Origin of the sequence: Neisseria sp. HMSC078H04, assembly GCF_001838135.1 — a bacterium.
In the GTDB taxonomy this organism is placed as follows: Bacteria; Pseudomonadota; Gammaproteobacteria; order Burkholderiales; family Neisseriaceae; genus Neisseria.
The window spans coordinates 23,608-47,548 of the sequence record NZ_KV835834.1 but is presented as its reverse complement, the minus strand read 5'-3'; the positions used below and the strand labels follow the sequence as shown (position 1 = coordinate 47,548).

Sequence of the window (23,941 nt, the reverse complement as noted above, 5' to 3'; positions counted from 1 at the left end):
GGCCGTCTGAAAAATATTTTTCAGACGGCCTTTTAAATAAAACACTGATAGATAAAATTCTTTATTGACAGATATTCAAGCTATCCCTTCTCTCCCTCTCGGAAAAAGTAAGACTCAACCCATTTCCCAATCAAAGAATCTTTACTAAATTTAACTAAAATATAAACTAATTGATTTTTATAAAATCCTATTAATTTTAGACTGGAATAAAACAGAATATATTTATTAATATTCATTAAGAATTTGATAATCATTATTATAATAATTAGAATAAGCAGTCAATTTTTTACTTAGGAAAAATCATGAATAAGGTCTCCTCTCCTGTATTCCGCCTTAGTATCATTACACTCGCATTATCAACAAGCTTCGCTCATGCCGAAAATTTGCAACCCGCAGAAACTGCCGAGCTGAATGAAATTAAGGTTACCGGTACTGCCGTACCGACTCGTGTAACCCGCAACCAGCTCGACCGCGAAATTTCGACCGATTTAAAACAAGTCATGAAAGACCAAATCGGTATGGATGTCGGTGGCGGCAACGGCGTGGCGCAGTTTTACAGCATCCGCGGCGTTGGTGAAGACAAAATTAACCTAGAAGTCGACAATACCAGCCAATCCACAAAAATCTTCCACCACCAAAGCCGCTTCCAGCTTGATCCTGCTTTGGTGAAAAGCATCAACGTCGAAAAAGGCACAGGCGCAGCAAGCGCAGGTTTGGGTGCGGTCGGCGGTACCATCCGCGTAACAACGGTTGACGCAAAAGACCTGCTGACCGACGGCAAACCTTTTGGTTTCAAACTGGGTGCAGGCTTGAGCAGCAATAAAGGCTCAACCGGCAGCGCAGCGGTTTACGGCTATCAAAACGGCTTCGATGCCCTGTTTGCAGGCAACTTCCTCAACAACCGCGACTACAAAGACGGTAACGGCAATGTCAACCTCGGCAGTCGTCTGAAACAGCACAGCTACCTCGCCAAACTCGGCTACGATTTCAACGACGACCACGGCATCCGCCTGACCTACCGTCAGGAATACCAAAAAGGCAACCGCACCGACAAAGCCGAGTTCCAAAACGTTGACAGCTACATCGGCGTGGACGGCACTTATCAAAAAGAACAAACCTACAATCTGGAATACCGCGGCCGCAACGTCGGCTTCATCGACAAAATCGATGCCAACGTCTTCCAAATCAATACCGACGACACCAAACCGCCTAAAGGCGCCCCTTCTCCAAAAGCCCAAGCTTCGGGCACTGCACAAGGCGGCGTTCCCATCGGCAAGCTTGAGTTAAGCAAAATCAAAGCAACCGGCGCAAATCTGAACCTCGCCAGTTCTTTCGGCGACGGACACATGGTGAAATACGGCGTCAACTACCGCCATGAAACCTCCGAGCCTTCCGACAAAGGAGCATGGCTGAAGATTCTCGGCCTGTATGACCGCGACAAAGAGAAAAAAGCCGAATACGGCGTGTACGCAGAAGGCATTTGGAACCTGCACCCCGTTACCCTGACCACCGGCCTGCGTTACGACCATTTCAAATACAACGCCGCCAGCAAACAAAGCGCGTCGCACGGTCAGCTCAACCCTAGCATCGGCGCGATTTGGGACATCAACGACAACTTCTCCCTCTTGGCAAACCTCAATCAGGCAAGCCGTGCGCCCCGCCTGAACGAAGCCCTGTTGGCTAACGAACGCGCAGGCGCCGCCGCCGATTTGGACAGCAACCTCAAAGCCGAAACCGCCCGCCGTGCTGAAATTGGCTTCAAATGGCGCAACGACAACTTCAACGTCAGCGGCAGCGTGTTCCACCAACGCATCAAAGACCTCATCGTCTATCGTTGGGCAAAAATCAACAACAACACCGCCTCCATCACCGAACGCGGCAAGATTTACAACGGCGGCACGCTCAAAACCTACGGCTACGAACTTGACGCATCCTACCGCTGGGGCGGCCTGACCGCGCGCGCCGGCGTGTCTTACGTCAAACCCCGTCTGAACGGAGAAATGTACTACGGCGAAAGCCCGATTCAAGCGGAAGACCACGAAAGCTCGTTCACCTTCTGGAACACCGGCCGCCAATGGCTGACCGGCCTGTCTTATCAGTTTGAAAACCCCAAACTTGAAATCGGCTGGCGCGGCCGCTACGCCCAAAGCGTGAAATACACCGACGTCGCCCGCGGACAAGGCACGATACACGGCAAGAAAGCCGGTTACGGCGTACACGACATCTACGCCAACTGGCAGCCGCTGAAAAAAGACAACCTGAACGTCAACTTCGCTGTCAACAACATCGGCAACAAGCAATACCGTTCACACAGCCAACGCTTCCCCGACGGCAACGGACGCGTGCCCTTCTACGAACGCGGCCGCGAGTTTGCCTTGGGTGTGAACTATCGTTTCTGATGATATGAACGACGTTATAAAGAAATTAAAGGCTGTCTGAAATTCAATTTTCAGACGGCCTTTTATAATTCGTAGACAATTTGATTTTAAAGTGTTTCCTCTCCCTTGCTAGTTACACAACGGATTATTCAGTCTTCAAATCGTCTCCATTGGACTTCTTTTCCGAATCGGTCATGATTTGATTCCTTCTGAAAACTGACTACCAATTCTTCCAATATAAATAAAATATTATATAGATCATCTCCAGTGCCGTCTGAAAATATCAGGCTGTATTTTTACATTTAACCATGCCGTTGGAGATTGATTCTATTTGTGCGTTTAAAAAATACAATGCAAATATTCATTACACTTTTACTGTAAACCATTTGACAAAGTCATCTTTAAAGCTATAATATTTCTCATATATTATTTTTGTTATATATGTTTATTTATAGACAATCCATTCTTAAACAAGGAGCAATAAAATGAAACGAAACTTGGGTACTTTAGATCGCGTAATCCGTATTGTTATCGGCGTAGCGCTGATTGCTGCAGCCGCTACCGGACAAATTGGCTGGTGGGGTTGGCTGGGCATCATCCCCCTGGGTACAGCACTGATTGGCAACTGTGCGCTGTACAGCTTATTGGGCATCAACACCTGCCGCATCAACAAAAAATAACGAAGGCAAAACATGAGTACGGTCGGACAACTTCCGCGAATCACGCCTTCCGAAGCAATGACAAAAATCCGTGAGGGCGCGTTGGCAGTGGACATCCGAAGCCAAGCCGAATATCGGGGCGGACATATTGGCGGTGCATTATCCCTTCCACCTGAACAGCAGCGAGACAAACTGCCTGATGATACAGCCCCATACCTGATTTTTTATTGCCTGAGCGGTAAACGTACAACACGGGCAGAAACAATATTGTCAGCGCTTGGCCAAGGCCGCGAATGCTATATTTTAGAAGGCGGCTTACAGGCATGGAAAGCTGCAGGGCTTCCTATTGTTGCCAACCGTGCCGCACCGGACATCATACGGCAGGTGCAAACCATAGCGGGCAGTTTGATTCTGTTGGGCGTGCTGGCAGGTTGGCTGGTATCGCCTTGGTTTTATCTGATAGACGTGATGGTCGGCGCAGGTCTGTTAACGGCCGGACTAACCGGATTCTGCGGCATGGCACGCCTGCTAGCCAAAATGCCATGGAACCATTAAGCAAAGGCCGTCTGAAAGTTGCTGCTAAGGTCATTATGACTGATAATTCGACCTCCTCATTTGCCGAAAAGCGCGAAAAATGACTATTGCCGACAATCAACCTCCCTACGAAGAAGCCAGCGCTTTTCTCAAACTTCTGGCCAATCCCAACCGCCTCGCCGTATTGTGCAAACTACATGAAAGGCCGCACAATGTAACTGAGTTGGCTGAATCATCCGGACTGCCGCAAGCGGCAATGTCCAGCCAATTAGCGCTACTGCGTGAAGCCGGTTTGGTATCGTTTGAAGTGAACCATCGGGAAAGGCAATATTATATTGCCGACCCCCGAGTTAACGAGATGATACAGCTGCTGTATTTTTTTTTCTGTGCAGGAAAAGATTGAAATATTATCGAAATAGGATAGCCAAAAAATCTATCCATTTATAATTTTAAAGGCCGTCTGAAAATTTTTCAGACGGCCTTTATTGTATTTATTTTCAGATGACCTTTTTATACTGCTTCTATATTTACACTTAAAGCCCGCGTGCCTGTGCACCTCACACACCCTGTCTCTACAGGTTTAATACGTACTACAGCTTGCTTGCTTTAAATAAATGCTTCTTCAAATAAATGCTTTGCCCAAAAGCTTCTAAGTTTATGACTTTTCCAGATAAAATATATTTTTCAAGAGGATAGACAATTTTTTTTATCTCCTCGCTAGATAAAAAAGGAGCTTCATCCTTTTCTGCAAATTTCTGACCGAATAAGTAATAAACGTCAGTTAACCAGCTTTCAGTTATTGGTAAATGCTCAAAGAATTCCGATTCAATTAATAAATCTGTATAGTTTGGTTGTTTTTCTTTTTCTCTATAACCTAGTGAATTAAACAAAATAAGAAATTGAATGTGTGGTGGTGTCAATCCTCGAATTAGACCAAAATATTCTTTTTTGTCATGATAACTTATTTTGCTACTTGTTGAAATTATTTTCAAAAGTCTAAATAATGTGATTAAGTACGGTTTCAATTTATGATGTAAATCAATTTCTTTTACAACTTCTTCGTTGAAATTTATTTCGAACTGAGCTTCATTTCTTAAGTTACACTCATCTTTTAGGAAATTATTTTTAAATAAATCAATAATATGTTTATTTAAAATTAGCAGGTCATAATATTTATTTGAAATTTTTGAGTTATTATTTTCAAACTCAATTATTTCCTTTAATAGTTTGTTATTTTCTTCTAATAGCACCTTAAATAGACTATGAAATTCATTATTTTTTTGATTTTTATAAGTTAAACCACTGAAGCATATCAAACCAAAAGCAGAAGCGATTGTACCTACTGTAATAAGCCAATTTGTAAAATCATTTTTTTCAATTTTCCAGTCGTAGGCCGCAAAAATAGCATAAAATGCACCAATACAAGCTAATATAGTTAAGAAAATATAAAAAATAAGAGTACAATATTTATTAATTTTTTCATCAGTATTTTTTAAAGGATCCATGAATTATTTCCAGAAAAAAATGAAAATTAAAATTTAGTTTCAGCAGCCGTAGGTCGGATTCTTAAAGCCAACATTTTGGGCTGCAGGCCGTCTGAAAATTTTTCAGACGGCCTTTTGTCCTTCATCCTTACTTAACCATCACCCTTTCTTTCAAAGTCTTCAATACGTTCTTCACTGTATTAATCCGCACTTCGATATTTTCCATCTCGGCTGTAAACCTCAACTTATCTGCTCCAGCAAGGCGGTATTTTTTGTCGTTCTGAATCAGCAGGATGATTTCGGTTGGATCAACATTATTGTTTTTGCCAAAGGTTACCGTTACCGCTTCGCTGGTCGCATCAATGGCATCGATACCCAATTCTTTTGCCGCAAGTCGCAAGTGGTGGCTTTCAATAAGGGTTTTGACGGGTTGTTCGGGCAAGCCGAAGCGGTCGACAAGTTCTTCGTGTATGGCGTTGATTTGCTGCACGGTTTCGCAGACGGCGAGGCGTTTGTAGAGGACGAGGCGCTCGTGGATGTCGGGGCAGTAGTCTTCGGGCAATAAAGCCGGGCTGTGCAGTTTGATTTCGGTGGTAATGCCCAATGGCGCGTCAAGGTCGGGTTGGCGGCCTTTTTTGAGGTCGCGCACGGCTTGCTTGAGCATTTCGGTGTAAAGCGTGAAGCCGACCTGTATCATTTCGCCGGACTGCCCTTCGCCGAGGATTTCGCCTGCGCCGCGGATTTCCAAATCCTGCATGGCGAGGGTGAAACCTGCGCCGAGTTCGTCTGCCGCCGCGATGGCGTCGAGGCGTTTTTCTGCGTCTTTGGTGATGTATTCGGGCGTGAGCAGGTAGGCGTAGGCTTGGTGGTGGCTGCGGCCGACGCGCCCACGAAGCTGGTGCAGTTGCGCCAGCCCGAATTTGTCGGCGCGGTTGATGATGATGGTGTTGGCGTTGGGGATGTCGATGCCGGTTTCGATGATGGTGGAACAGAGCAACACGTTAAATCGTTGCTGCAAAAAGTCGCGCATGACTTGTTCCAGCTCGCGCTCGCGCAGTTGTCCGTGCGCCACGCCGATGCGGGCTTCGGGCAGCAGGGTTTCCAGCCGCTCACGCATATTCTCAATCGTATCTACTTCATTGTGCAGGAAAAACACTTGTCCGCCGCGTTTGAGTTCGCGCAATACGGCTTCGCGCACGCTGCCTTCGCTGAAGGGTTTGACAAAGGTTTTGACGGCGAGGCGGCGGCTGGGCGCGGTAGTAATCAGCGAGAAATCGCGCAGACCTTCGAGCGCCATGCTGAGGGTGCGTGGAATCGGTGTGGCGGTCATGGTGAGGATATCGACATTGGCACGCAGGCGTTTGAGCTGCTCTTTTTGACGCACGCCGAAGCGGTGTTCTTCGTCGATAATCACTAAACCTAAATTTTTGAATTTTATGTCGTCCTGCACCAGTTTGTGCGTGCCGATAACGATATCGACCGTGCCGTCCGCCATGCCCTCTAGCGCGGCTTTGGTGGCTTTGCTGTTGTTGAAACGTGAAAGGCTGGCGACTTTCACGGGGAAATCGGCAAAGCGGTCGGCGAAGTTTTGCGCGTGTTGTTCTACCAGAAGCGTGGTCGGGGCGAGTACGGCGACCTGTTTGCCGCCCATCACCGCCACAAACGCGGCGCGCAGGGCGACTTCGGTTTTGCCGAAACCGACATCGCCGCACACGAGGCGATCCATCGGCTTCGCCTGCGTCAAATCTTTAATCACGGCGGCGATGGCGGCTGCCTGGTCTTCGGTTTCCTCGTAGCCGAAGCCGTCGGCAAACGCCTGATAGTCCATCTCGTTGATTTCAAACTTGTGTCCCGATTGGGCAGCGCGTTGGGCGTAGAGGTTGAGCAATTCGGCTGCGGTGTCGCGCGCTTTCTCAGCGGCTTTGCGCTTCGCCTTGTTCCACGCGCCGCTGCCGAGCTTGTGCAAAGTAACGTTTTCATGCGCCTGGCCGGAGTAGCGGCTGATTAAATGCAGTTGCGAAACAGGCACATAAAGCTGCGCTTCGCCTGCGTATTCGAGCAACATCATTTCGTTGGTTTCGTCGCCCAAGTCCATTGTGACCAAGCCCATATATCGGCCGATGCCGTGTTCTTCGTGAACGACAGGATCGCCGATATTGATTTCGGCAAGGTCGCGCAACAGGCCGTCTGAAACGGCAGCGTGTTTCTTACGATGATGTTTGCGCGAGCGGGCAACATATTGATAAAGATCGGATTCGGTAATGACCGCGATGTTTTGATCTTCTAATTTAAACCCGTAAGCCAACGGCGCCACTGTAATCATCAGCGGCTCATGCGCCGACAAAAAGCCCTGCCAGTCGGACACGCTTTTGGCTTTCAAACCGTTTTGCTGCAAGAAACCGAGCATGGTTTCGCGCCGTCCCAAACTTTCGGCGCACAGCAAAATTCGTCCGTTAAAGGCCGTCTGAAAATCCTTCAATGCCTGCAACGGTTCATCTGCTTGGCGGTTGACGGCCAAGTTTGGCAACGTATGTTCATCACTAAAAATATCCGGCAATACCTGACCATAATTTTTCAGACGGCCTGCAAAAACATCGGCAGAGAGATACAAATGCTGTGGAAGCAAAGGCGGATAGGTTTCGTCTCCCTGCGCCATGGCGTAACGCGATTTGACGTCGCTCCAAAAACGGTTTGCCTCGGCATGAACGTCGCCCAAAGAGACAAACAACGCATCTTCGCCGATATAGTCAAACAGCGTTTCCAGCTCGTTTTCAAAAAACAGCGGCAGATAATATTCCACGCCCGCGCCGAAATGGCCGTTGCTGACGGCTTTGTACACAGCCGCATCGTTCGGATTGCCATCGACTTCTTCGCGGAAGCGGCTGCGGAAAATCTTTTGCGCCTCGCTGTCGGTGGGGAACTCGTGTGCCGGCAGCAGGCGGATTTCGGAAACGGGGGAAATGGTGCGTTGCGTTTCGGTGTCAAAGGTTTTAATGCTGTCGATTTCATCGTCAAACAAATCGATGCGGTACGGCATTTCGCTGCCCATCGGGAACAAATCGACAATGCCGCCGCGCACGGCAAATTCGCCTGCAGCGACAACGTGGGAAACATGGTTATAACCTGCATCCACCAAATCGCTTTTCAGACGGCCTATATCTAAAGTCTGCCCTGTTTTCAGCCAAAACGTGCGCCCTGCCAGAAACGGCACAGGCGGCAGCTTCTGCATAGCCGTGGCAACCGGCACGAACAACACGTCCGCCGCGCCGCTCTTAATCTGCCACAATGCCGATAAGCGCTCCGACACCAAATCCTGATGCGGCGAAAAACGCTCGTAAGGCAGCGTTTCCCAGTCAGGCAGGAACACGGCCGTATCGTGTGGACGGAAAAACAGCCAGGCCGTCTGAAGGCGTAGCGCCTGTTCCGCATCTTGGGTCAAGACAACCTTGAGCTGCTTATGCGGCAGATAACGCGCCAAAGCCAAAGGCAGCGAGCCTTGAGACAGATTGAGCCAACGGGATTTTTCACGGGGTTTGGGAATCGGATAGGTCATGATAAAATAGTTTGTAATAAATAAATACAAGCACCATAGGCCGTCTGAAAAATTTTCAGACGGCCTTTAGCGATTAAATAGATTTTCAATTTTACTGGATACAGGTTTAAAAGAATATAAGGCCTTACATTCAGACGGCCACACCCGCCAGTTTTCCAATAAATCCGGTTATCACCAATGCCGCAACGCCCCATAGGCACACGCGCAAAACGGCAGGAACGACAGGTGCCCCTCCGAGTTTGGCGGAGGCATAGCCCAGTCCTGCCAGTCCGCACAAAGTGGAAACTGCCAAGGCCGGAACAATGGCGGTAGAAGCTGTCAATGCGACCAGTAAAGGCAAAATTGCGCCGGCACAAAATGAAGCGGCAGAAGCCAGCGCGGCCTGTATGGGTTGGGCGGCAGAGGTTTCGGTAATGCCGATTTCGTCACGTGCGTGGGCGGCGAGTGCATCGTGCTCCATCAAGGCTTTGGCCACCTCTGCGGCGAGCGGGTCGGACAAACCGCGGCGGCGGTAAATTTCCGTCAGCTCTTCCAACTCCGCATCAGGATTATTTGCCAATTCGTAGCATTCTTTGTGTAAATCGGCTTTTTCCGTATCCGATTGGCTGGACACGGAAACGTACTCCCCCGCCGCCATTGACACCGCGCCCCCGATAAGCGCCGAAACGCCGGTCAACAGCAGGGTTGGGAAATCTGGCGCGGCAGCGGCTACGCCCGTCAACAGCGAGGCAGTGGAAATCAGGCCGTCATTGGCACCCAATACGCTTGCCCGAAGCCAGTTGTTGCGGTCGCTGAAATGACGTTCGCTGTGGTGTGAATACATATATGCTCCGATAAATTGGCGGTTTCCAAATGATAACATTGTATTGTTTTTTGAAATCCATGTCAGTTTATCCCTTCAAATCAAGCATCCTTAAATCTTTCTGCGGCCATTTCAAACCATAAAAGCCAACACTCCTCTTTGGATTTTTTCAGACGGCCTGAACGCTTTTACAAGTAAATTTATTGTTCCAAGTCATGGCATTATTACAAGACAGTTTTGTACTGCTTGGTTTATCGGCTTAAAGATGCTATCTTTATGAATCTTTCCACTCCTCAATCCATTGAAAGGATGTATCATGGCCGAAGAAAACAAAATCAAAGTAAACGATTTGCCTGAAGATAAAAAAGAGCAAACCGAAGAAACCGAGCTGCCCGTTATCAACAACGAAGAAAAACGCGGCGGTCATGGCGAAGGCGGTTGCTGCGGCGCATGCGGCGGCTAAATCTTCCCGATAAAGCCTCCGAGGCCGTCTGAAAAGTCTTACTTTTCAGACGGCCTTTTCCTTTCTAAACACTTACAGGTAAATCAATGAAAGGATGCGGGAGAAGAATTTAAACACAACCGCGTTTGTGCTACATTCACATCTTTACAAACCACAACAATCTGCCCCCGCAGACACACAAGGAAGAAAAAAATGTTTTGGTATATCGTCAGCTTTTTCGCCATTATCGTTTCCCTGCTCGCCCTCTGGGTCAACGCCAGCGCGTTCGGTATGCAGGACGACGGCACGCCGCAATCCGAATATGAAAAAATGTTGGGTTTGGGTGCGAAATTGAAAGATAAAGAGACAGCCGCAAAAGAGCGCGAAGCGGCGCGCTTTCACCCTGACGATTAAGCCTTATTAACTGGACAATCTTGCCGAACTGGGCTAATGTTCCAAACGCATAATGCACACCAACACAACTATACGAGAAGGTAAGAGAAATGACTGTACGAATCGAACACGATTTACTGGGCGACCGCGAGATCCCTGCTGAAGTATATTGGGGCATCCATACTTTGCGCGCCATTGAAAACTTTAAAATTTCCACACAAAAAATTTCCGACGTACCGCAATTTGTCCGCAGCATGGTCATGGTTAAAAAAGCCACTGCGCAAGCCAACGGCGCATTGGGTGCCATCAAGCCGGAAATCGCGGCCGCCATCGAAAAAGCCTGCGATGAAGTATTGGTCAAAGGCCGCTGCCTCGACCAATTCCCGTCCGACGTTTATCAAGGCGGCGCCGGTACTTCGGTCAACATGAATACCAACGAAGTCATTGCCAACCTCGCATTGGAAGTCTTGGGTCACGAAAAAGGCCACTACGACATCGTCAATCCGATGGACCATGTCAACGCCAGCCAATCCACCAACGATGCCTACCCTACCGGCTTCCGCCTTGCCGTGTATTACAGCATCGGCGAATTGCTCGACAAACTGGCCATCCTGAAAAACGCCTTTGCCGCCAAAGCCGAAGAGTTTAAAGATGTTTTGAAAATGGGCCGCACCCAGCTTCAAGATGCTGTGCCGATGACTGCCGGCCAAGAATTCCAGTCTTTCCAAGTGTTGTTGGAAGAAGAAATCCTCAACCTAGACCGCACCCGCTCCCTGCTGCTTGAAGTCAACCTCGGCGCCACCGCCATCGGTACAGGCGTGAATACGCCTAAAGGCTATGCAGCTTTGGTTGTTGAGAAACTCTCCGAAGTCAGCGGTCTGCCTTGCAAACTGACTGAAAACCTGATCGAAGCGACCTCCGACTGCGGCGCATATGTAATGGTACACGGCGCATTGAAACGCACAGCCGTCAAACTGTCCAAAATCTGTAACGACTTGCGCCTGCTCTCTTCCGGTCCACGTGCCGGTTTGAAAGAAATCAACCTGCCTGAATTGCAGGCCGGTTCTTCCATCATGCCAGCCAAAGTCAATCCCGTGATTCCCGAAGTCGTCAACCAAGTCTGCTTCAAAGTCATCGGCAACGACACCACCATCACTTTCGCAGCCGAAGCAGGTCAGTTGCAGCTGAACGTTATGGAGCCGGTCATCGCCCAATGTATGTTTGAAACCATTTCCCTCTTGGGCAACGCCGCGGTCAACCTAGCCGACAAATGCGTCAAAGGCATTACGGTCAACCGCGAAATCTGCGAACGCTACGTTTTCAACTCCATCGGTTTGGTTACTTATTTGAATCCGTACATCGGCCACCACAACGGCGACTTGGTCGGCAAAATCTGCGCCCAAACCGGCAAAGGCGTGCGCGAAGTCGTACTGGAGCGCGGTTTGTTGAGCGAAGAAGAGCTCAACCGCATCCTCTCTCCTGAAAACCTGATTAATCCTCATCTGTAATCAGGATTTGAAATCAAAGGCCGTCTGAAACTTTAAACGTTTAAAGTTTCAGACGGCCTTTTCGTATTAATATTGATATTTATCGAATTTTTTTGCGAAATTCAGAATTAAAAGATAGCCTGACCGTCAGGTTTGATTTAACATGGTGTTGCCCCAGCCTGTTTCCTCATTAAGGTTATGCCGGTAATGATACCTCAAAAGGAACCGGATATTGGAATAACATCTTCATTTATTAGGAAAACCAGATGAATCAAATTACACGCGAACAAATGCTGCAAGTATTCGAAAATCGCTGTTCCACCCGTTATTACGATCCCAACAAAAAAATCAGCCAAGAAGATTTTGCAGCGATTTTAGAATTTGCCCGCCTCTCGCCCAGCTCTGTCGGCTCCGAGCCATGGAAATTCTTGGTGATTCAAAACAAAGCCCTGCGTGAGAAAATCAAGCCTTTCAGCTGGGGGATGCAATCCCAACTGGACGACTGCAGCCATCTGGTGATTATCCTTGCCAAGAAAAATGCCCGTTACGATACCCCGTTCTTCCGCAGTGTTGCCGAACGCAGAGGCCTGCAAGGAGAGCAGCTGGAAAAAGCGTTGGCAAGATACAAAAGCTTCCAAGAAACCGACATTAAAATTGCCGACGACCAACGCACACTCTTTGACTGGAGCGGCAAGCAGACCTATATTGCTTTGGCCAATATGCTTACAGGTGCAGCGGCCATCGGCATCGATTCCTGCCCAATCGAAGGCTTCAACTACGACAAAATGAACGAAGTATTGGCAGCAGAAGGCCTGTTTGATGCCAACGAATGGGGCGTATCCGTAGCGGCAACATTCGGCTATCGCGCCAAAGAAATCACTAAAAAATCACGCAAACCGATTGAAGAAATGGTGACTTGGGTCGAATAAGCAGTTTGTATTCTCAGGGCGGTGAATGTCGCCCTTTTACTTTTTTAAAATAGTGAAGTAAATTCCGTAACAACAAATACTTCTAAATTTAAAAAATCAAAAGGCCGTCTGAAACCATGTGTCAGAAATCTTAGATTTCATTTCACACCGTTTCAGACGGCCTGATTTAATACGCTTCTACTTAAAACGATACTTTCAAACTGCCGTAGAAGGCACGGCCATGCTCGTTATAAGTTTGTGCTCCGGCAGTTGTGCGGTACAGTTTTTTGTCAAACAGATTGCTGATACCGCCACGGAGGGCCACACGTTTGTTCCAGTTGTAGCCTGCATTGATGCCCCAAATGCCGTAAGAGCCGACTTGCGTTTGGTTATGTTCAGAAGACAACGCTGCCACGCCTGCACGCGGATTGCCGTTTTGCTCCAAACGGTTGACTGCCACGCCGCGCGGCTTGGTGCGGCCGTAGTGGGTAAAGGTCAGGTTGGCATCGAAGCGTTCGTTCGGTGTCCAAGACAGTGTGCTGTTGATGGTGTGTTTCGGCACCAAAGACAATGGATTGCCTTGATAATCTTCGGATTTGTGCATGTAAGTGAAATTGTTGCTCCACTTGAGTGTGTCATGCAACGGAATCACCAAGTTGCCTTCGATACCCGAAATCGTCGCTTTCGGCGTATTTTCCCATTGCAGGAGCCAGTTGCCGATATTGCTGGTGGCAATAAGCTGGTCGCCGATCACGATTTTATTGCGGTACGCATTATGGAAATAAGTCGCGGAAGCCTGCCAGCCGTTTTTGTTGAACTCAAGACCAATCTCTTTATTGATGCTGGTTTCAGGTTTCAAATTGCTGTTGCCCATGTAGTAGCAGCGAACACTGTTCGGCGCATTGAGCGGACAACCCTGACCGCGTGTGTACAGGATAAAGTCAGGATTGGTTTGATACAAATTTGGCGCTTTGTACGCACGGGCAACACCGCCTTTGACCAACCAATTTTCGCCGATTTGATGCGAGAAATTCAAAGCCGGACTCCAGTTGCTACCGCTGTCGCTGTTGTGGTCAAAACGGATAGCCGGAATCAGATGGGTTTTGTCGGTCAATGAAATATTGCCTTCAACGTATGCCGCCCAGTTGCGTTGAGATGCCTTACTACCGCGCGTTGCGGAGATGCCGTTAAACGCATCGGTTTTGCCTTGGTCTTTAAATCCCTGAGTATTGGAGGCAGGATCGTCCAATTTGCTGTCAGTAAATTCTGCACCAACCGTCAACACGTTATCGACACCAAGTTTAAACGGAATATTCGCTTCGCTGCTGAAACGCAGGTTTTTCAGACGGCTTTGAACAAAATCCAAGCCTGTATAGCTGCCTTCCGGACCACCGGCCAAACCTTCAGGCAAGTGGCTGTTGACTGTACGCTCATAACTGATCACGTTTTTGGTATCGCCCCATTCCCATGCGCCATCATGCGTTAAAGAATAAGCAGAACGGTATAAGCGGGCAGTTTCGGCTTTACTGTCGGCCAGAGAATTAACCAAAGCAGAACGTGGATTGCTGTTTTGCGTATCGCCGTTGTAGATATTGCCCTGACGGCTGTAGCTGCTGTCTAAAATCAGCGTTTGCGCTGGGCTGATTTTCCATTGCAGACGGCCGGCAATGTCTTTATTGCGTACGCCTTCGACACCGGCCGCGCTGTCGTTGCCGTGTCCTGCATTGATATCGGCCGCATCTGCATCCGTTTTATTCAGGTTGCCGTAAATGCGGAAGCCCAAAGTATCTTGAATAATCGGACCGCTCAAATTAAAGCCGATACGGCGGGTTGCGCCCTCTTTGCTGTCTTGCGGTTGATTGGCGTAAAGATTGACTTGGCCTTTAAATTCTTTAGACACTTTTTTGGTAACAATATTGACCACGCCGCCCATCGCACCCGACCCGTAACGTGTTGCCGCCGGGCCGCGCAAAACGGTGATGGATTCGATTTCTTCAACCGGCACCCAGTTGCTGTCGCCACGCGTATTGCGTTCACCGCGCATACTGATACGCTCGGACTGGCGCGAATTAACCGGCTTGCCGTCAATCAAAATCAAAGTGTTTTCAGGACCCATACCGCGCAAGTCGATTTGGCGTTTGTTGCCACGCTGACCTGTTGCCGTATTGCCGGTCAGGTTGACGCCCGGCATGGTGCGGACAAATTCGGAAATATCGTTGACTGCAGGACGCTTGTCGATGTCGTCTTTAGAAATACGCGATACGCCCAGCGACTGTTGCAGTTGTTTCTCGGCAGTAACGTAAACGGTATCGACTTCAGCCTGCTCAACTGCTTTCTCTTCAGCTGCGTGTGAGAATGCACTAATTAACGCCAAAGGCAAAATGGCGAGTGTGAATGTTTTCATTGCATCGTTTCTCTTTAACTTTGTTTGTTAAAAATCAAAATAAAAATTATTCGAGATTTTAAATAAACTTAACAGAGTTTTCAATGCAATTAAGAGTGATTTACAATTATTCGTTAAATTAAGCCAATAAAAATAACCAAATGCCTAATAATTAAAAAGGCCGTCTGAACCGGCATGAAAGGGAATCTGAGATTTCCATCATACCGTTCAGACGGCCTTATTCAAATTTTAATTATTTGCCTGCTGCTTTTTGCAAAAGGGCATACAATTCGTCTTTGAGTTTGAGTTTGGCTTTTTTCAGCTCCTCGATTTCTTCGGCGCCGCTGGTTACCACGTTATTCACCAAACCGGTAATTTTATCGTCCAGCTCGTTGTGCTCCTCAAACAAACGGGCAAAGTGTGCATCCTCTTGTTTCAGTTTAGAAATCAGATCGCGATATTCTGGAAACATTTTGTTTTCCTCTCTTGTTAATTAAATAAAAAAGTACTGCTGCCAAAAACTAGGACGAATTAATCTTTAGCTTCATTATAACAAACACGGGCGTTTTATCCAGTCTTTTTTAAGTCGAAACTGTTTTACATCAAAATTAATAATATCAACATAAGTTAGCGCCAAAATAGAAAGAAACGGCTTTATAGACGGCTTGCCGACTTGGGCATACAATCGGGCTTATGCGTTTACACAATGGCCGAACCACCCTATTCCGTCATATCAACGGCATGGACGGACAATTTATCCTGCTTGAAAACCATCCTTCATGGATGCCGGTCAATGATGCCGATTTCAACCATGCTGCCCCCTTGCCCGACGGTTTGGCCGTGCACGAAGAATCATTTTATCCATTTGAAAAAATAGATACCGCCGAATCGGCAGACAATATCAAAATCTTCAGCGAAGAAGCTCTACGGCTGGAGAAAGAACGATTAAATGCAGTAGCCTTAGTAGAACTGGCAAAAAATCTTAAGGCTGCCCAAGCAGAAGCCGACTTAGCCGCGCTTCTGGAAAAAATGGATTTTCATCTAAAACAAGATGATATTTTCAAATAAACCCTTCAATCTCAGGCCGTCTGAAACCAAACACCCGACACAATTGTTGACAATGCAAGAAAAATAGTTCATCTTGAACCAATTCGCAGCACTCCATCCTATATTTTCAGCCCATCACAAAGGAATCGAGAACATGTTTTCAAAAAGCGTTACCCTCGCACAATATGACCCCGATTTGGCAGCAGCCATTGCCCAAGAAGACCAACGCCAGCAAGACCACGTCGAGCTGATTGCCTCTGAAAACTACGTCAGCTGTGCCGTCATGGAAGCCCAAGGTTCGCAATTGACCAACAAATACGCCGAAGGCTATCCGGGCAAACGCTACTACGGTGGCTGCGAATACGTTGATATTGTCGAACAATTGGCGATTGATCGCGCTAAAGAGTTGTTTGGCGCAGAATATGTCAATGTCCAACCGCACTCCGGCTCCCAAGCCAACCAAGCTGTATACGCTTCTGTTTTGAAACCGGGCGACACCATTTTGGGCATGTCTCTAGCACACGGCGGCCACTTGACCCACGGCGCAAGCGTCAACATCTCCGGCAAACTCTACAACGCCATTACTTATGGTTTGGATGAAAACGAAGTTCTCGATTATGCCGAAGTAGAACGCTTGGCTCTTGAACATAAACCTAAAATGATTGTGGCCGGTGCATCTGCCTACGCGTTGCAAATCGACTGGGCAAAATTCCGCGAAATCGCCGATAAAGTCGGCGCATACCTCTTTGTCGACATGGCGCACTATGCCGGCCTGATTGCCGGCGGCGAATATCCTAACCCCGTACCATTCTGCGACTTCGTCACCACCACCACCCACAAAACCCTGCGCGGTCCTCGCGGCGGTGTGATTTTGTGCCGTGACAATACCCACGAAAAAGCGTTGAATTCTGCCATCTTCCCAAGCCTGCAAGGTGGTCCATTGATGCACGTTATCGCTGCCAAAGCCGTGGCGTTTAAAGAAGCGTTGCAACCTGAGTTCAAACAATACGCAAAACAAGTGAAAATCAATGCTGCCGCTATGGCGGAAGAGTTGGTTAAACGCGGTTTGCGCATCGTTTCCGGCCGTACTGAAAGCCACGTTTTCCTCGTTGACCTGCAACCGATGAAAATCACCGGCAAAGCCGCCGAAGCCGCTTTGGGCAAAGCTCATATCACCGTCAACAAAAATGCCATCCCGAATGATCCGGAAAAACCATTCGTTACCTCCGGCATCCGCATCGGCTCCGCCGCCATGACTACACGCGGCTTTAACGAAACCGACGCGCGCGTATTGGCAAACTTGGTTGCCGACGTATTGGCCAACCCTGAAGACGAAGCCAATCTCGCCAAAGTCCGCGAACAAGTGACTGCTTTGTGCGATAAATATCCGGTTTACGGCGCATAAACATTTCGCCTTGGATAAAATAACAGGCCGTCTGAACAACAGACGGCCTTTTTTTATTTCAACTTTTCTTTTAAATTTCAAAACTGTTTGTTTCGCTGACTTTGCGTATCATGCCTGCCGCGACAGTATGGTTGGTGGCTTCGTCAATCAAAATAAACGCGCCTTGTGCATGGTTGTCTTCGTATGCGGCAGCGGCGAGCGGCTGTTGGGTTTTGAAACTGACGCTGCCGATGTCGTTGAGCTTGAGCGTTTCGGCGGATTCGACGCGGCTGAGGGTGTTCACGTCCCAAACATAGGCAATTTCGCTGATTTTTACGGGCGTGGTTTGGGTAGTGTGCTTCAGCAAATATTTACGGCGCAGATTGAGCGGAATATCGTCAAACCAGCAAAGCGCGGCTTGAAATTGTTGTTCGGGAACAATGGCGCTGTCGGCTGAAACAATGCTGTTGCCGCGTGAAATATCGATGTCGGTATCCAAAACGACAGTCAACACTTCCCCTGCTTCGGCAGATTCGGTTTTACCGTTTGCATTATAGATTTCGGCAACCTTGGCAACATGGCCGCTGGGCAGGACTTTAACTTCATCGCCCACTTTCAGACGGCCCGCTTCCAATCTGCCTTGATAGCCGCGGAAGTCGTCACTGCTGCTGCCGTCTTGGCGCGCCACGCGTTGTACGGGAAAGTGCGCGGCTTGGTCGGCGGCATTTTGACGGTTGACAGGCAGGCTTTCAAGCAAAGGCAAAAGCGGCAAACCTTGATACCACGGGGTTTGGCTGCTGGCATTGACGATATTGTCGCCTTTCAAGGCGCTGATGGGCAGGAAGTGGATTTGTGCTTGGAGGCCAATTTGTTCCGCCAGTTTGCGGTAGGCTTCGGTAATGGCTTGATATTTGGCTTCGTCAAAGTCGAGCAAGTCGAGTTTGTTGACGGCAACGATGATGTTGGGGCAGCCCAAGAGTTTCAGAATTGCGCTGTGGCGTTTGGTTTGGGGCAGGAGGACAGGTTCATTACCTGAAAAATCGACGCGTGTGGCATCAACCAAAATAATGGCGGCATCGGCAGTCGATGCGCCGGTAACCATATTACGCGTGTATTGCTCATGTCCCGGCGTATCGGCAATGATGAATTTGCGTTTGGGCGTGGCGAAATAACGGTAGGCCACGTCAATGGTAATGCCTTGTTCGCGCTCGGCGGCAAGGCCGTCTGTCAGGCTGGCGAAGTCGGGCGTTTCGCCGTTTTCAGCAGCGCGGTTGAGCTTGTCAAGCTGGTCGGTCAGTAAGGTTTTGCTGTCGTAGAGCAGGCGGCCGATGAGGGTGGATTTGCCGTCATCGACACTGCCGGCGGTAATGAAGCGTAAAAGCGGAGCGGAAGCTGCAGTCATGATTCTTTCCCATTTCTCGTGATTTCTCAAACTGACTGCTACTTTAAACAGGCCGTCTGAAAATGGGAAAGAATGTTTGGTTGTTAAAAAAGCTGTTTTCGTTATATCGCGAAGCTATGGGATATTGCCTCACACCATCTGTTTTCTCCGGGTTGCCAACCAACACACAATCGATCCTAAACACACCATTCCCGCACCCTGCCAAAACGTCATGGACAAAGGCGCACTAATCAAAAACGATGACACCACTGCAGACAATACCGGAATGAAATAAGATGCGCCCGCCAATACAGTCAGATTGCCGCGCGAAATACCGATATTCCACACTGCATAGCCCAAGCCCATACAAGACGCGGCGGCAACGGCATAGCCGAGCGATACGGAATCAAAACTCAACGTATCCGCGCCGCTGAGAAAATACTCTATCCACAACAGTATCGACACCAACGCAAAGAAAAAACCGACACTGCTGCCTTCCGCTTTCACACGCGCCGTCAGCGTACAATATGCCGCCCAAAACACCGCATCCGCAAATGCCATGATGTAGCCGCCGGGATTGGTGCGGACATTGTGGTAAATGCCGGAAATCGACAAGCCGACATCGCCGCCCAGTACAGTGGCAATCCCTAAAAACGACAGCACAAAGCCAATGACTATCCACCATTTTGACGGCTGTTTGTTGAAATATACCGCCCCGACGATGGTAAACGTCGGCCACAAATAATTGACCATGCCGATTTCCACCGCCTGTCTCGCGTTTTGCGCAAAACCGACCGAGAGCGACAAACACAGTTCGCAGCCGACAAAAAACACGCTCGCCCAAAACAAATAGCTGCGGTTGTAATTGCGCAAATGCGGTCGGCCAAAAATCAGCCAAATCAATACAGTGGACAGGGTGTACATCATCGCCGCGCCGCCCACTGCCCCCATATGCAGGCTCAAAGAGCGTATCAGAGAAATGACGAAGCTCCACAAGGCAACGGCAAGCAGCCCGATGGCAGTGGCTTGTTTGGATGAAATATTTTGAGATAAGAAATGAATCATGGCGTATGTGCTGAAGATGGTTTTATTAGGTTTATCGTAGTTTGAAAATATCGTTTCTACATTAATTATTTTAACGGTTTCAAGGCCGTCTGAAAATGATTGTTTCAGACGGCCTTCTATTTGCAATTAGTCCTAAACATGACTATAATCCACACCCAATTAGTCAATATCAGGACCAATTTATGAATCAGTTTGACCAACTCGGTATGCGCATCAGCCGCATAGACAGCGCATTCGACCAATGGATTAAACAGCAAAACACCAACTACAATACCTTAGCCGTTCTCTACACCTTAGCCACCGAAGGCAGCCGCACTCAAAAATACATAGGCGAAGAATGGAGCCTGCCCAAGCAAACCGTTTCCGGCACATGCAAAACGCTGGCGGAACAAGACTTGCTGACATTTCAAGAAAGCGAACAAGACAAACGCGAACGCTTATTGTCGCTGACCGAGCAAGGCAAGGAATCCGCCGCACCACTGGTGCAAAACATGCAGGAATTCAGCAAACGAATTTTTACCGCCTTCGGTGAAAAACGTGCAGCCCGACTGTTTGCCGATTTGGACACATTAGCCGAATTAATGGCGCAAACTCTCAATACTAAATAAGGAGGGCAACCATGTGGAAAATGTTGAAACACATCGGTCAAACACACCGCCGCAAACTCATCACAACCTTCTCTCTCGTCGGCTTGGATAATCTGCTCTTGCTGGTATATCCCGTGTTTGGCGGCTGGGCGATTAATGCCGTTATGGAAGGCAACGTCTGGCAGGCAATGTTGTATAGTGTGGTGGTTTTATTAATGTGGATAATCGGCGCCGCCCGAAGGATAGCCGATACGCGCACATTTACCAAAATCTATACTGAAATAGCCGTCCCGGTCGTTTTGGAACAACGCAAACGAGAAGTACCACATTCTGCCATTACCGCACGCGTTGCCCTATCGCGTGAGTTTGTCAGTTTTTTTGAAGAACACCTGCCCATCGCTGCTACTTCGCTGGTCTCCATCTTCGGTGCATGTATGATGTTGCTGATATTGGAATTTTGGGTGGGCGTATTGGCTGTCGCGATACTTGCCCTGTTTTTATGGTTGCTGCCGCGTTTTGCCGCCATCAGCGAAAACCTATATTTCCGTTTAAACAACCGGCTTGAACTCGACAACCACCTTATTAGTGACGGCAACGAGCATCAGCTCTACCGCCACTATGGCTGGGTTGCCAAACTACGCGTGCTGATTTCCAACCGCGAAGCCTTAGGCTATCTCAGTATCGGCATGGCGATGAGCGTATTGTTCGGCTTCGCCTTTATACACATGACGCTTAAAGGCTATGGCAGCGCCGGCCATATCTATTCCGTCAGCACTTATTTATGGATGTTTGCAATGAGCTTGGACGATGTACCGCGCTTGGTCGAACAATACTCCAATTTAAAAGACATCGGACAACGCGTTGAACTCTCGGAAGAAAACAATCTTTCCAAGGCCGTCTGAAACCTTAACACACTATCAGGACATATTATGAGTTGGTTTTATTTAATCTTAGCCGGTATGCTGGAAATCGGCTGGCCATTGGGCTTAAAGCTGGCACAACAGGAAGGCTACCGTTGGCAGGGTATTGCAGCCGCCCTGGCCTGCATCGCCGGCAGCGGATTTTTTCTATTCCTCGCCCAAAAAAACATACCCATGGGGACGGCCTACGCCGTCTGGACAGGCATAGGCGCGGCAGGAGCGTTTTTGGTAGGCGTTGTATTTTTCAACGATGCCGCCAACTTCGGCCGCTGGCTCGGCGCATTTCTCATCATCTCAGGTGTCGTAGTGATGAAACTCTCTAGCGGAAACTGAAAATCTCGTTTCTATCCGATCCAAGGCCGTCTGAACGAGCATGCTCAGACGGCCTAATACCTTCCCAAATATAACGAAATCATCTTAAATTAAAACCAAGCATTCTTTCCTTTTTTCAGACGGCCTGTTTAAAGTGGCGACTGTCCATTATTCAAACAATCGGTTATAGCCGTCCAACAAAGGAATCCAAATGAGCCAAGCCAATCCGCTTCCACCCGAACTCTCCGTCCAACTCTCCACACTATCCCCCACCCAACTTGCCTGGCTCTCCGGCTATTGCTGGGCGCAAAGCCAAGGCGTATCCGGTGTAGTAGCCGAACCATCTGCCCTGCAAACAGCCGCTCCGACAGTCAGCCGCCGCGTATTAGTTCTCTCTGCTTCCCAAACCGGCAATGCCCGCAGCGTTGCCGAATCCCTACACGCCAAACTTCAAGCCGCCGGCGTAGAAGCCCGCCTCAGCAGCGCAGGCGATTTCAAAAGCAAAACCCTGCCCGACGAAGACATCGTGCTTTTAGTTACCTCCACCCAAGGCGAAGGCGAACCACCCGAAGAAGCCCTACCCCTGTACAAATTCATCTACGGCAAAAAGAAACCCGACCTCAGCAAACTGACCTTTGCCGTCTTGGGTCTTGGCGATTCCTCCTATCCCAACTTCTGCCAAGCAGGCAAAGACTTTGATGCCAAATTTGCCGAACTGGGCGCAGGCCGTCTGAACGACTTGGGCATTTGCGACTTAGAATTCCAAGCCGATGCCGACGCATGGATTGCCGCCGTCGCACCCAAAGTAGCCGAATTAGCCGCCCAAGCAGCAAGCCCAAGTACAACCGCCGCACCAAACGGATCAGCAACACCAAACAACGACACCATCTACACCAAAGAAAACCCCTACACAGCCACCCTATCCGTGCGCCAAAAAATCACCTCGCGCGACGCAGAAAAAGACGTCGAACACATCGAAATCGACCTCAGCGGCTCAGGTCTGCATTATCAGGCAGGCGATGCGCTCGGCGTATGGCCGCTGAATGCCGCCGACCTCGTTCAAGAAATCCTCGACCTCAACCAACTGAACGGCAACGAAACCGTCCAACTTTCAGACGGCCGCGAAACCGACATCCGCACTGCCCTGACCGAATCCGCAGACATCACCCAAAACACACCGGCATTCGTCCAACAATACGCCGAATTAACAAACAACGAGGAACTCAAAACCATAGTTGCAGATAAAGCCCAACTGGATGCCTACCTCGCCGCCACACCGCCCGTAGGCGTATTTGCCGCCTATCCGCACCCACTGGACGCACAAACCCTATACAGCCTCTTCCGCCCACAAACCCCGCGCCTTTACTCCATCGCCTCCGCACAAGATGAAGTCGGCGAAGAAGTCCACCTCACCATCGGCGTCGTCCGTTTCGACCACCATGACCACACCTACACCGGCGCAGCATCCGGCTACTTGGGCGAACGCCTCGAAGAAGGCAGCGAAATCCGTGTCTTTGTCGAACCCAGCCCCAACTTCCGCCTACCCCAAAACGGCGACACTCCCATCATCATGATTGGAGCAGGCACAGGCGTCGCCCCCTTCCGCTCCTTTATGCAACAACGCGCCGCCAATGGCGACAGCGGCAAAAACTGGCTCTTCTTCGGCAACCAACGCCTGGCCGACGACTTCCTCTACCAACTCGAATGGAGCGAATGGCGCAAAGACGGCCTCCTTACCCGCGCCGACCTCGCATGGAGCCGCCAAGGCGAACACAAAGTCTACGTCCAACACAAAATCGCCGAACGCGCCGCCGAAGTTTGGAACTGGCTGCAACAAGGCGCACACATCTACGTCTGCGGCGACGCCGCACGCATGGCACGCGATGTCGAAAACGCCCTGATCGAAGTCATTGAGACCCAAGGCAAACTCAGCCGCGACGAAGCCGAAGACTACCTCAACGACCTGCGCGAAGACAAACGCTACCAACGCGACGTTTATTGATTGGATAAACAAAAAATAAAGGCCGTCTGAAAGCTGAATTTCAGACGGCCTTTTAATCTTTATCGTTTTCCCGAAAACATCTTAAATAAACCTGACAACATATTACCTCGTTTTAGCTCCAAATTTTGACTTCCGCATTTGCCACATTGTCCAGGCTTGGGCAACAACATATCCGATCCCTTAGATGCCTCACGCTGCCAACCGCAAGACAGACAAGTCC

21 protein-coding genes are annotated in these 23,941 nt (G+C 49.0%); 14 read left to right on the top strand and 7 right to left on the bottom strand.

Features of this window, described 5'->3' with window-relative positions; all coding sequences use genetic code 11:
* The first annotated feature begins 302 nt into the window (after nucleotides 1-302).
* The 4 genes from HMPREF2560_RS04520 to HMPREF2560_RS04505 all read left to right on the top strand — a co-directional run bounded on the left by HMPREF2560_RS04520 (nucleotide 303) and on the right by HMPREF2560_RS04505 (nucleotide 3,974).
* Nucleotides 303-2,399, top strand: a complete 2,097-nt coding sequence (locus HMPREF2560_RS04520) for a TonB-dependent receptor plug domain-containing protein (protein ID WP_070608758.1) — start codon at nucleotides 303-305, stop codon at nucleotides 2,397-2,399.
* Between the two features lie 464 nt (nucleotides 2,400-2,863).
* Complete coding sequence (locus tag HMPREF2560_RS04515) at nucleotides 2,864-3,058, top strand: YgaP family membrane protein (RefSeq protein WP_003685761.1); 195 nt, start codon at nucleotides 2,864-2,866, stop codon at nucleotides 3,056-3,058.
* A gap of 12 nt (nucleotides 3,059-3,070) precedes the next feature.
* Complete coding sequence (locus HMPREF2560_RS04510; protein WP_070608757.1) at nucleotides 3,071-3,592, top strand: rhodanese-like domain-containing protein; 522 nt, start codon at nucleotides 3,071-3,073, stop codon at nucleotides 3,590-3,592.
* Nucleotides 3,593-3,671: 79 nt separating this feature from the next.
* Nucleotides 3,672-3,974 (top strand): ArsR/SmtB family transcription factor, encoded by a 303-nt coding sequence (locus HMPREF2560_RS04505; RefSeq protein ID WP_070608755.1) that lies wholly within the window; start codon nucleotides 3,672-3,674, stop codon nucleotides 3,972-3,974.
* 187 nt (nucleotides 3,975-4,161) lie between these two features.
* Here HMPREF2560_RS04505 and HMPREF2560_RS04500 read toward each other — a convergent pair whose 3' ends face one another.
* From HMPREF2560_RS04500 to HMPREF2560_RS04490, 3 genes are all read right to left on the bottom strand, one after another.
* Complete coding sequence (locus tag HMPREF2560_RS04500) at nucleotides 4,162-5,076, bottom strand: putative phage abortive infection protein (RefSeq protein WP_070608752.1); 915 nt, start codon at nucleotides 5,074-5,076, stop codon at nucleotides 4,162-4,164.
* Between the two features lie 127 nt (nucleotides 5,077-5,203).
* The gene (mfd, locus tag HMPREF2560_RS04495; RefSeq protein ID WP_070609015.1) at nucleotides 5,204-8,608 is read right to left on the bottom strand and encodes a transcription-repair coupling factor; all 3,405 of its coding nucleotides are present in this window, start codon (nucleotides 8,606-8,608) and stop codon (nucleotides 5,204-5,206) included.
* Between the two features lie 130 nt (nucleotides 8,609-8,738).
* Nucleotides 8,739-9,431 (bottom strand): VIT1/CCC1 transporter family protein, encoded by a 693-nt coding sequence (locus HMPREF2560_RS04490; protein WP_070608751.1) that lies wholly within the window; start codon nucleotides 9,429-9,431, stop codon nucleotides 8,739-8,741.
* Between the two features lie 295 nt (nucleotides 9,432-9,726).
* On the opposite strand from HMPREF2560_RS04490, the gene HMPREF2560_RS11245 reads away from it, so the two are divergent.
* From HMPREF2560_RS11245 to HMPREF2560_RS04475, 4 genes are all read left to right on the top strand, one after another.
* Nucleotides 9,727-9,873 carry a hypothetical protein gene (locus HMPREF2560_RS11245; protein WP_049336812.1) on the top strand — a complete coding sequence of 49 codons (147 nt, stop codon included), beginning with the start codon at nucleotides 9,727-9,729 and terminating at the stop codon, nucleotides 9,871-9,873.
* 192 nt (nucleotides 9,874-10,065) lie between these two features.
* A complete protein-coding gene (locus HMPREF2560_RS04485) occupies nucleotides 10,066-10,266 on the top strand; it encodes a hypothetical protein (protein WP_063068698.1) in 201 nt (66 codons plus the stop codon).
* A gap of 89 nt (nucleotides 10,267-10,355) precedes the next feature.
* On the top strand, nucleotides 10,356-11,753 hold the full coding sequence (gene aspA, locus HMPREF2560_RS04480) for an aspartate ammonia-lyase (RefSeq protein WP_070608748.1): 1,398 nt from the start codon (nucleotides 10,356-10,358) through the stop codon (nucleotides 11,751-11,753).
* A 245-nt stretch (nucleotides 11,754-11,998) separates the two neighbouring features.
* Nucleotides 11,999-12,661 carry an NAD(P)H-dependent oxidoreductase gene (locus tag HMPREF2560_RS04475; RefSeq protein WP_070608746.1) on the top strand — a complete coding sequence of 221 codons (663 nt, stop codon included), beginning with the start codon at nucleotides 11,999-12,001 and terminating at the stop codon, nucleotides 12,659-12,661.
* Between the two features lie 181 nt (nucleotides 12,662-12,842).
* Here HMPREF2560_RS04475 and HMPREF2560_RS04470 read toward each other — a convergent pair whose 3' ends face one another.
* Both HMPREF2560_RS04470 and HMPREF2560_RS04465 read right to left on the bottom strand, forming a co-directional pair.
* A complete protein-coding gene (locus tag HMPREF2560_RS04470; RefSeq protein ID WP_070608744.1) occupies nucleotides 12,843-15,044 on the bottom strand; it encodes a FepA family TonB-dependent siderophore receptor in 2,202 nt (733 codons plus the stop codon).
* A 232-nt stretch (nucleotides 15,045-15,276) separates the two neighbouring features.
* A complete protein-coding gene (locus tag HMPREF2560_RS04465; protein WP_003746288.1) occupies nucleotides 15,277-15,495 on the bottom strand; it encodes an HP1242/YdcH family protein in 219 nt (72 codons plus the stop codon).
* Nucleotides 15,496-15,716: 221 nt separating this feature from the next.
* On the opposite strand from HMPREF2560_RS04465, the gene HMPREF2560_RS04460 reads away from it, so the two are divergent.
* Complete coding sequence (locus tag HMPREF2560_RS04460) at nucleotides 15,717-16,091, top strand: hypothetical protein (RefSeq protein WP_070585602.1); 375 nt, start codon at nucleotides 15,717-15,719, stop codon at nucleotides 16,089-16,091.
* A 133-nt stretch (nucleotides 16,092-16,224) separates the two neighbouring features.
* Nucleotides 16,225-17,475, top strand: a complete 1,251-nt coding sequence (gene glyA / locus HMPREF2560_RS04455) for a serine hydroxymethyltransferase (protein ID WP_070608743.1) — start codon at nucleotides 16,225-16,227, stop codon at nucleotides 17,473-17,475.
* Between the two features lie 70 nt (nucleotides 17,476-17,545).
* Here glyA and HMPREF2560_RS04450 read toward each other — a convergent pair whose 3' ends face one another.
* Together HMPREF2560_RS04450 and yddG are read right to left on the bottom strand one after the other, a co-directional pair.
* Complete coding sequence (locus tag HMPREF2560_RS04450; RefSeq protein ID WP_070608741.1) at nucleotides 17,546-18,856, bottom strand: sulfate adenylyltransferase subunit 1; 1,311 nt, start codon at nucleotides 18,854-18,856, stop codon at nucleotides 17,546-17,548.
* Between the two features lie 129 nt (nucleotides 18,857-18,985).
* Nucleotides 18,986-19,900, bottom strand: a complete 915-nt coding sequence (gene yddG / locus HMPREF2560_RS04445) for an aromatic amino acid DMT transporter YddG (RefSeq protein ID WP_049344252.1) — start codon at nucleotides 19,898-19,900, stop codon at nucleotides 18,986-18,988.
* A gap of 182 nt (nucleotides 19,901-20,082) precedes the next feature.
* Between yddG and HMPREF2560_RS04440 the strand changes: the two genes are divergently transcribed.
* From HMPREF2560_RS04440 to HMPREF2560_RS04425, 4 genes are all read left to right on the top strand, one after another.
* Complete coding sequence (locus HMPREF2560_RS04440) at nucleotides 20,083-20,508, top strand: MarR family winged helix-turn-helix transcriptional regulator (protein ID WP_070608738.1); 426 nt, start codon at nucleotides 20,083-20,085, stop codon at nucleotides 20,506-20,508.
* Between the two features lie 11 nt (nucleotides 20,509-20,519).
* Nucleotides 20,520-21,389 (top strand): ABC transporter six-transmembrane domain-containing protein, encoded by an 870-nt coding sequence (locus HMPREF2560_RS04435; protein WP_070608736.1) that lies wholly within the window; start codon nucleotides 20,520-20,522, stop codon nucleotides 21,387-21,389.
* Between the two features lie 27 nt (nucleotides 21,390-21,416).
* Entirely contained in the window at nucleotides 21,417-21,740 is a 324-nt protein-coding gene (locus HMPREF2560_RS04430) for a DMT family transporter (RefSeq protein WP_070608734.1), read from the top strand.
* Nucleotides 21,741-21,930: 190 nt separating this feature from the next.
* Nucleotides 21,931-23,721 carry an assimilatory sulfite reductase (NADPH) flavoprotein subunit gene (locus tag HMPREF2560_RS04425; RefSeq protein ID WP_070608732.1) on the top strand — a complete coding sequence of 597 codons (1,791 nt, stop codon included), beginning with the start codon at nucleotides 21,931-21,933 and terminating at the stop codon, nucleotides 23,719-23,721.
* Nucleotides 23,722-23,941 lie beyond the last annotated feature (220 nt).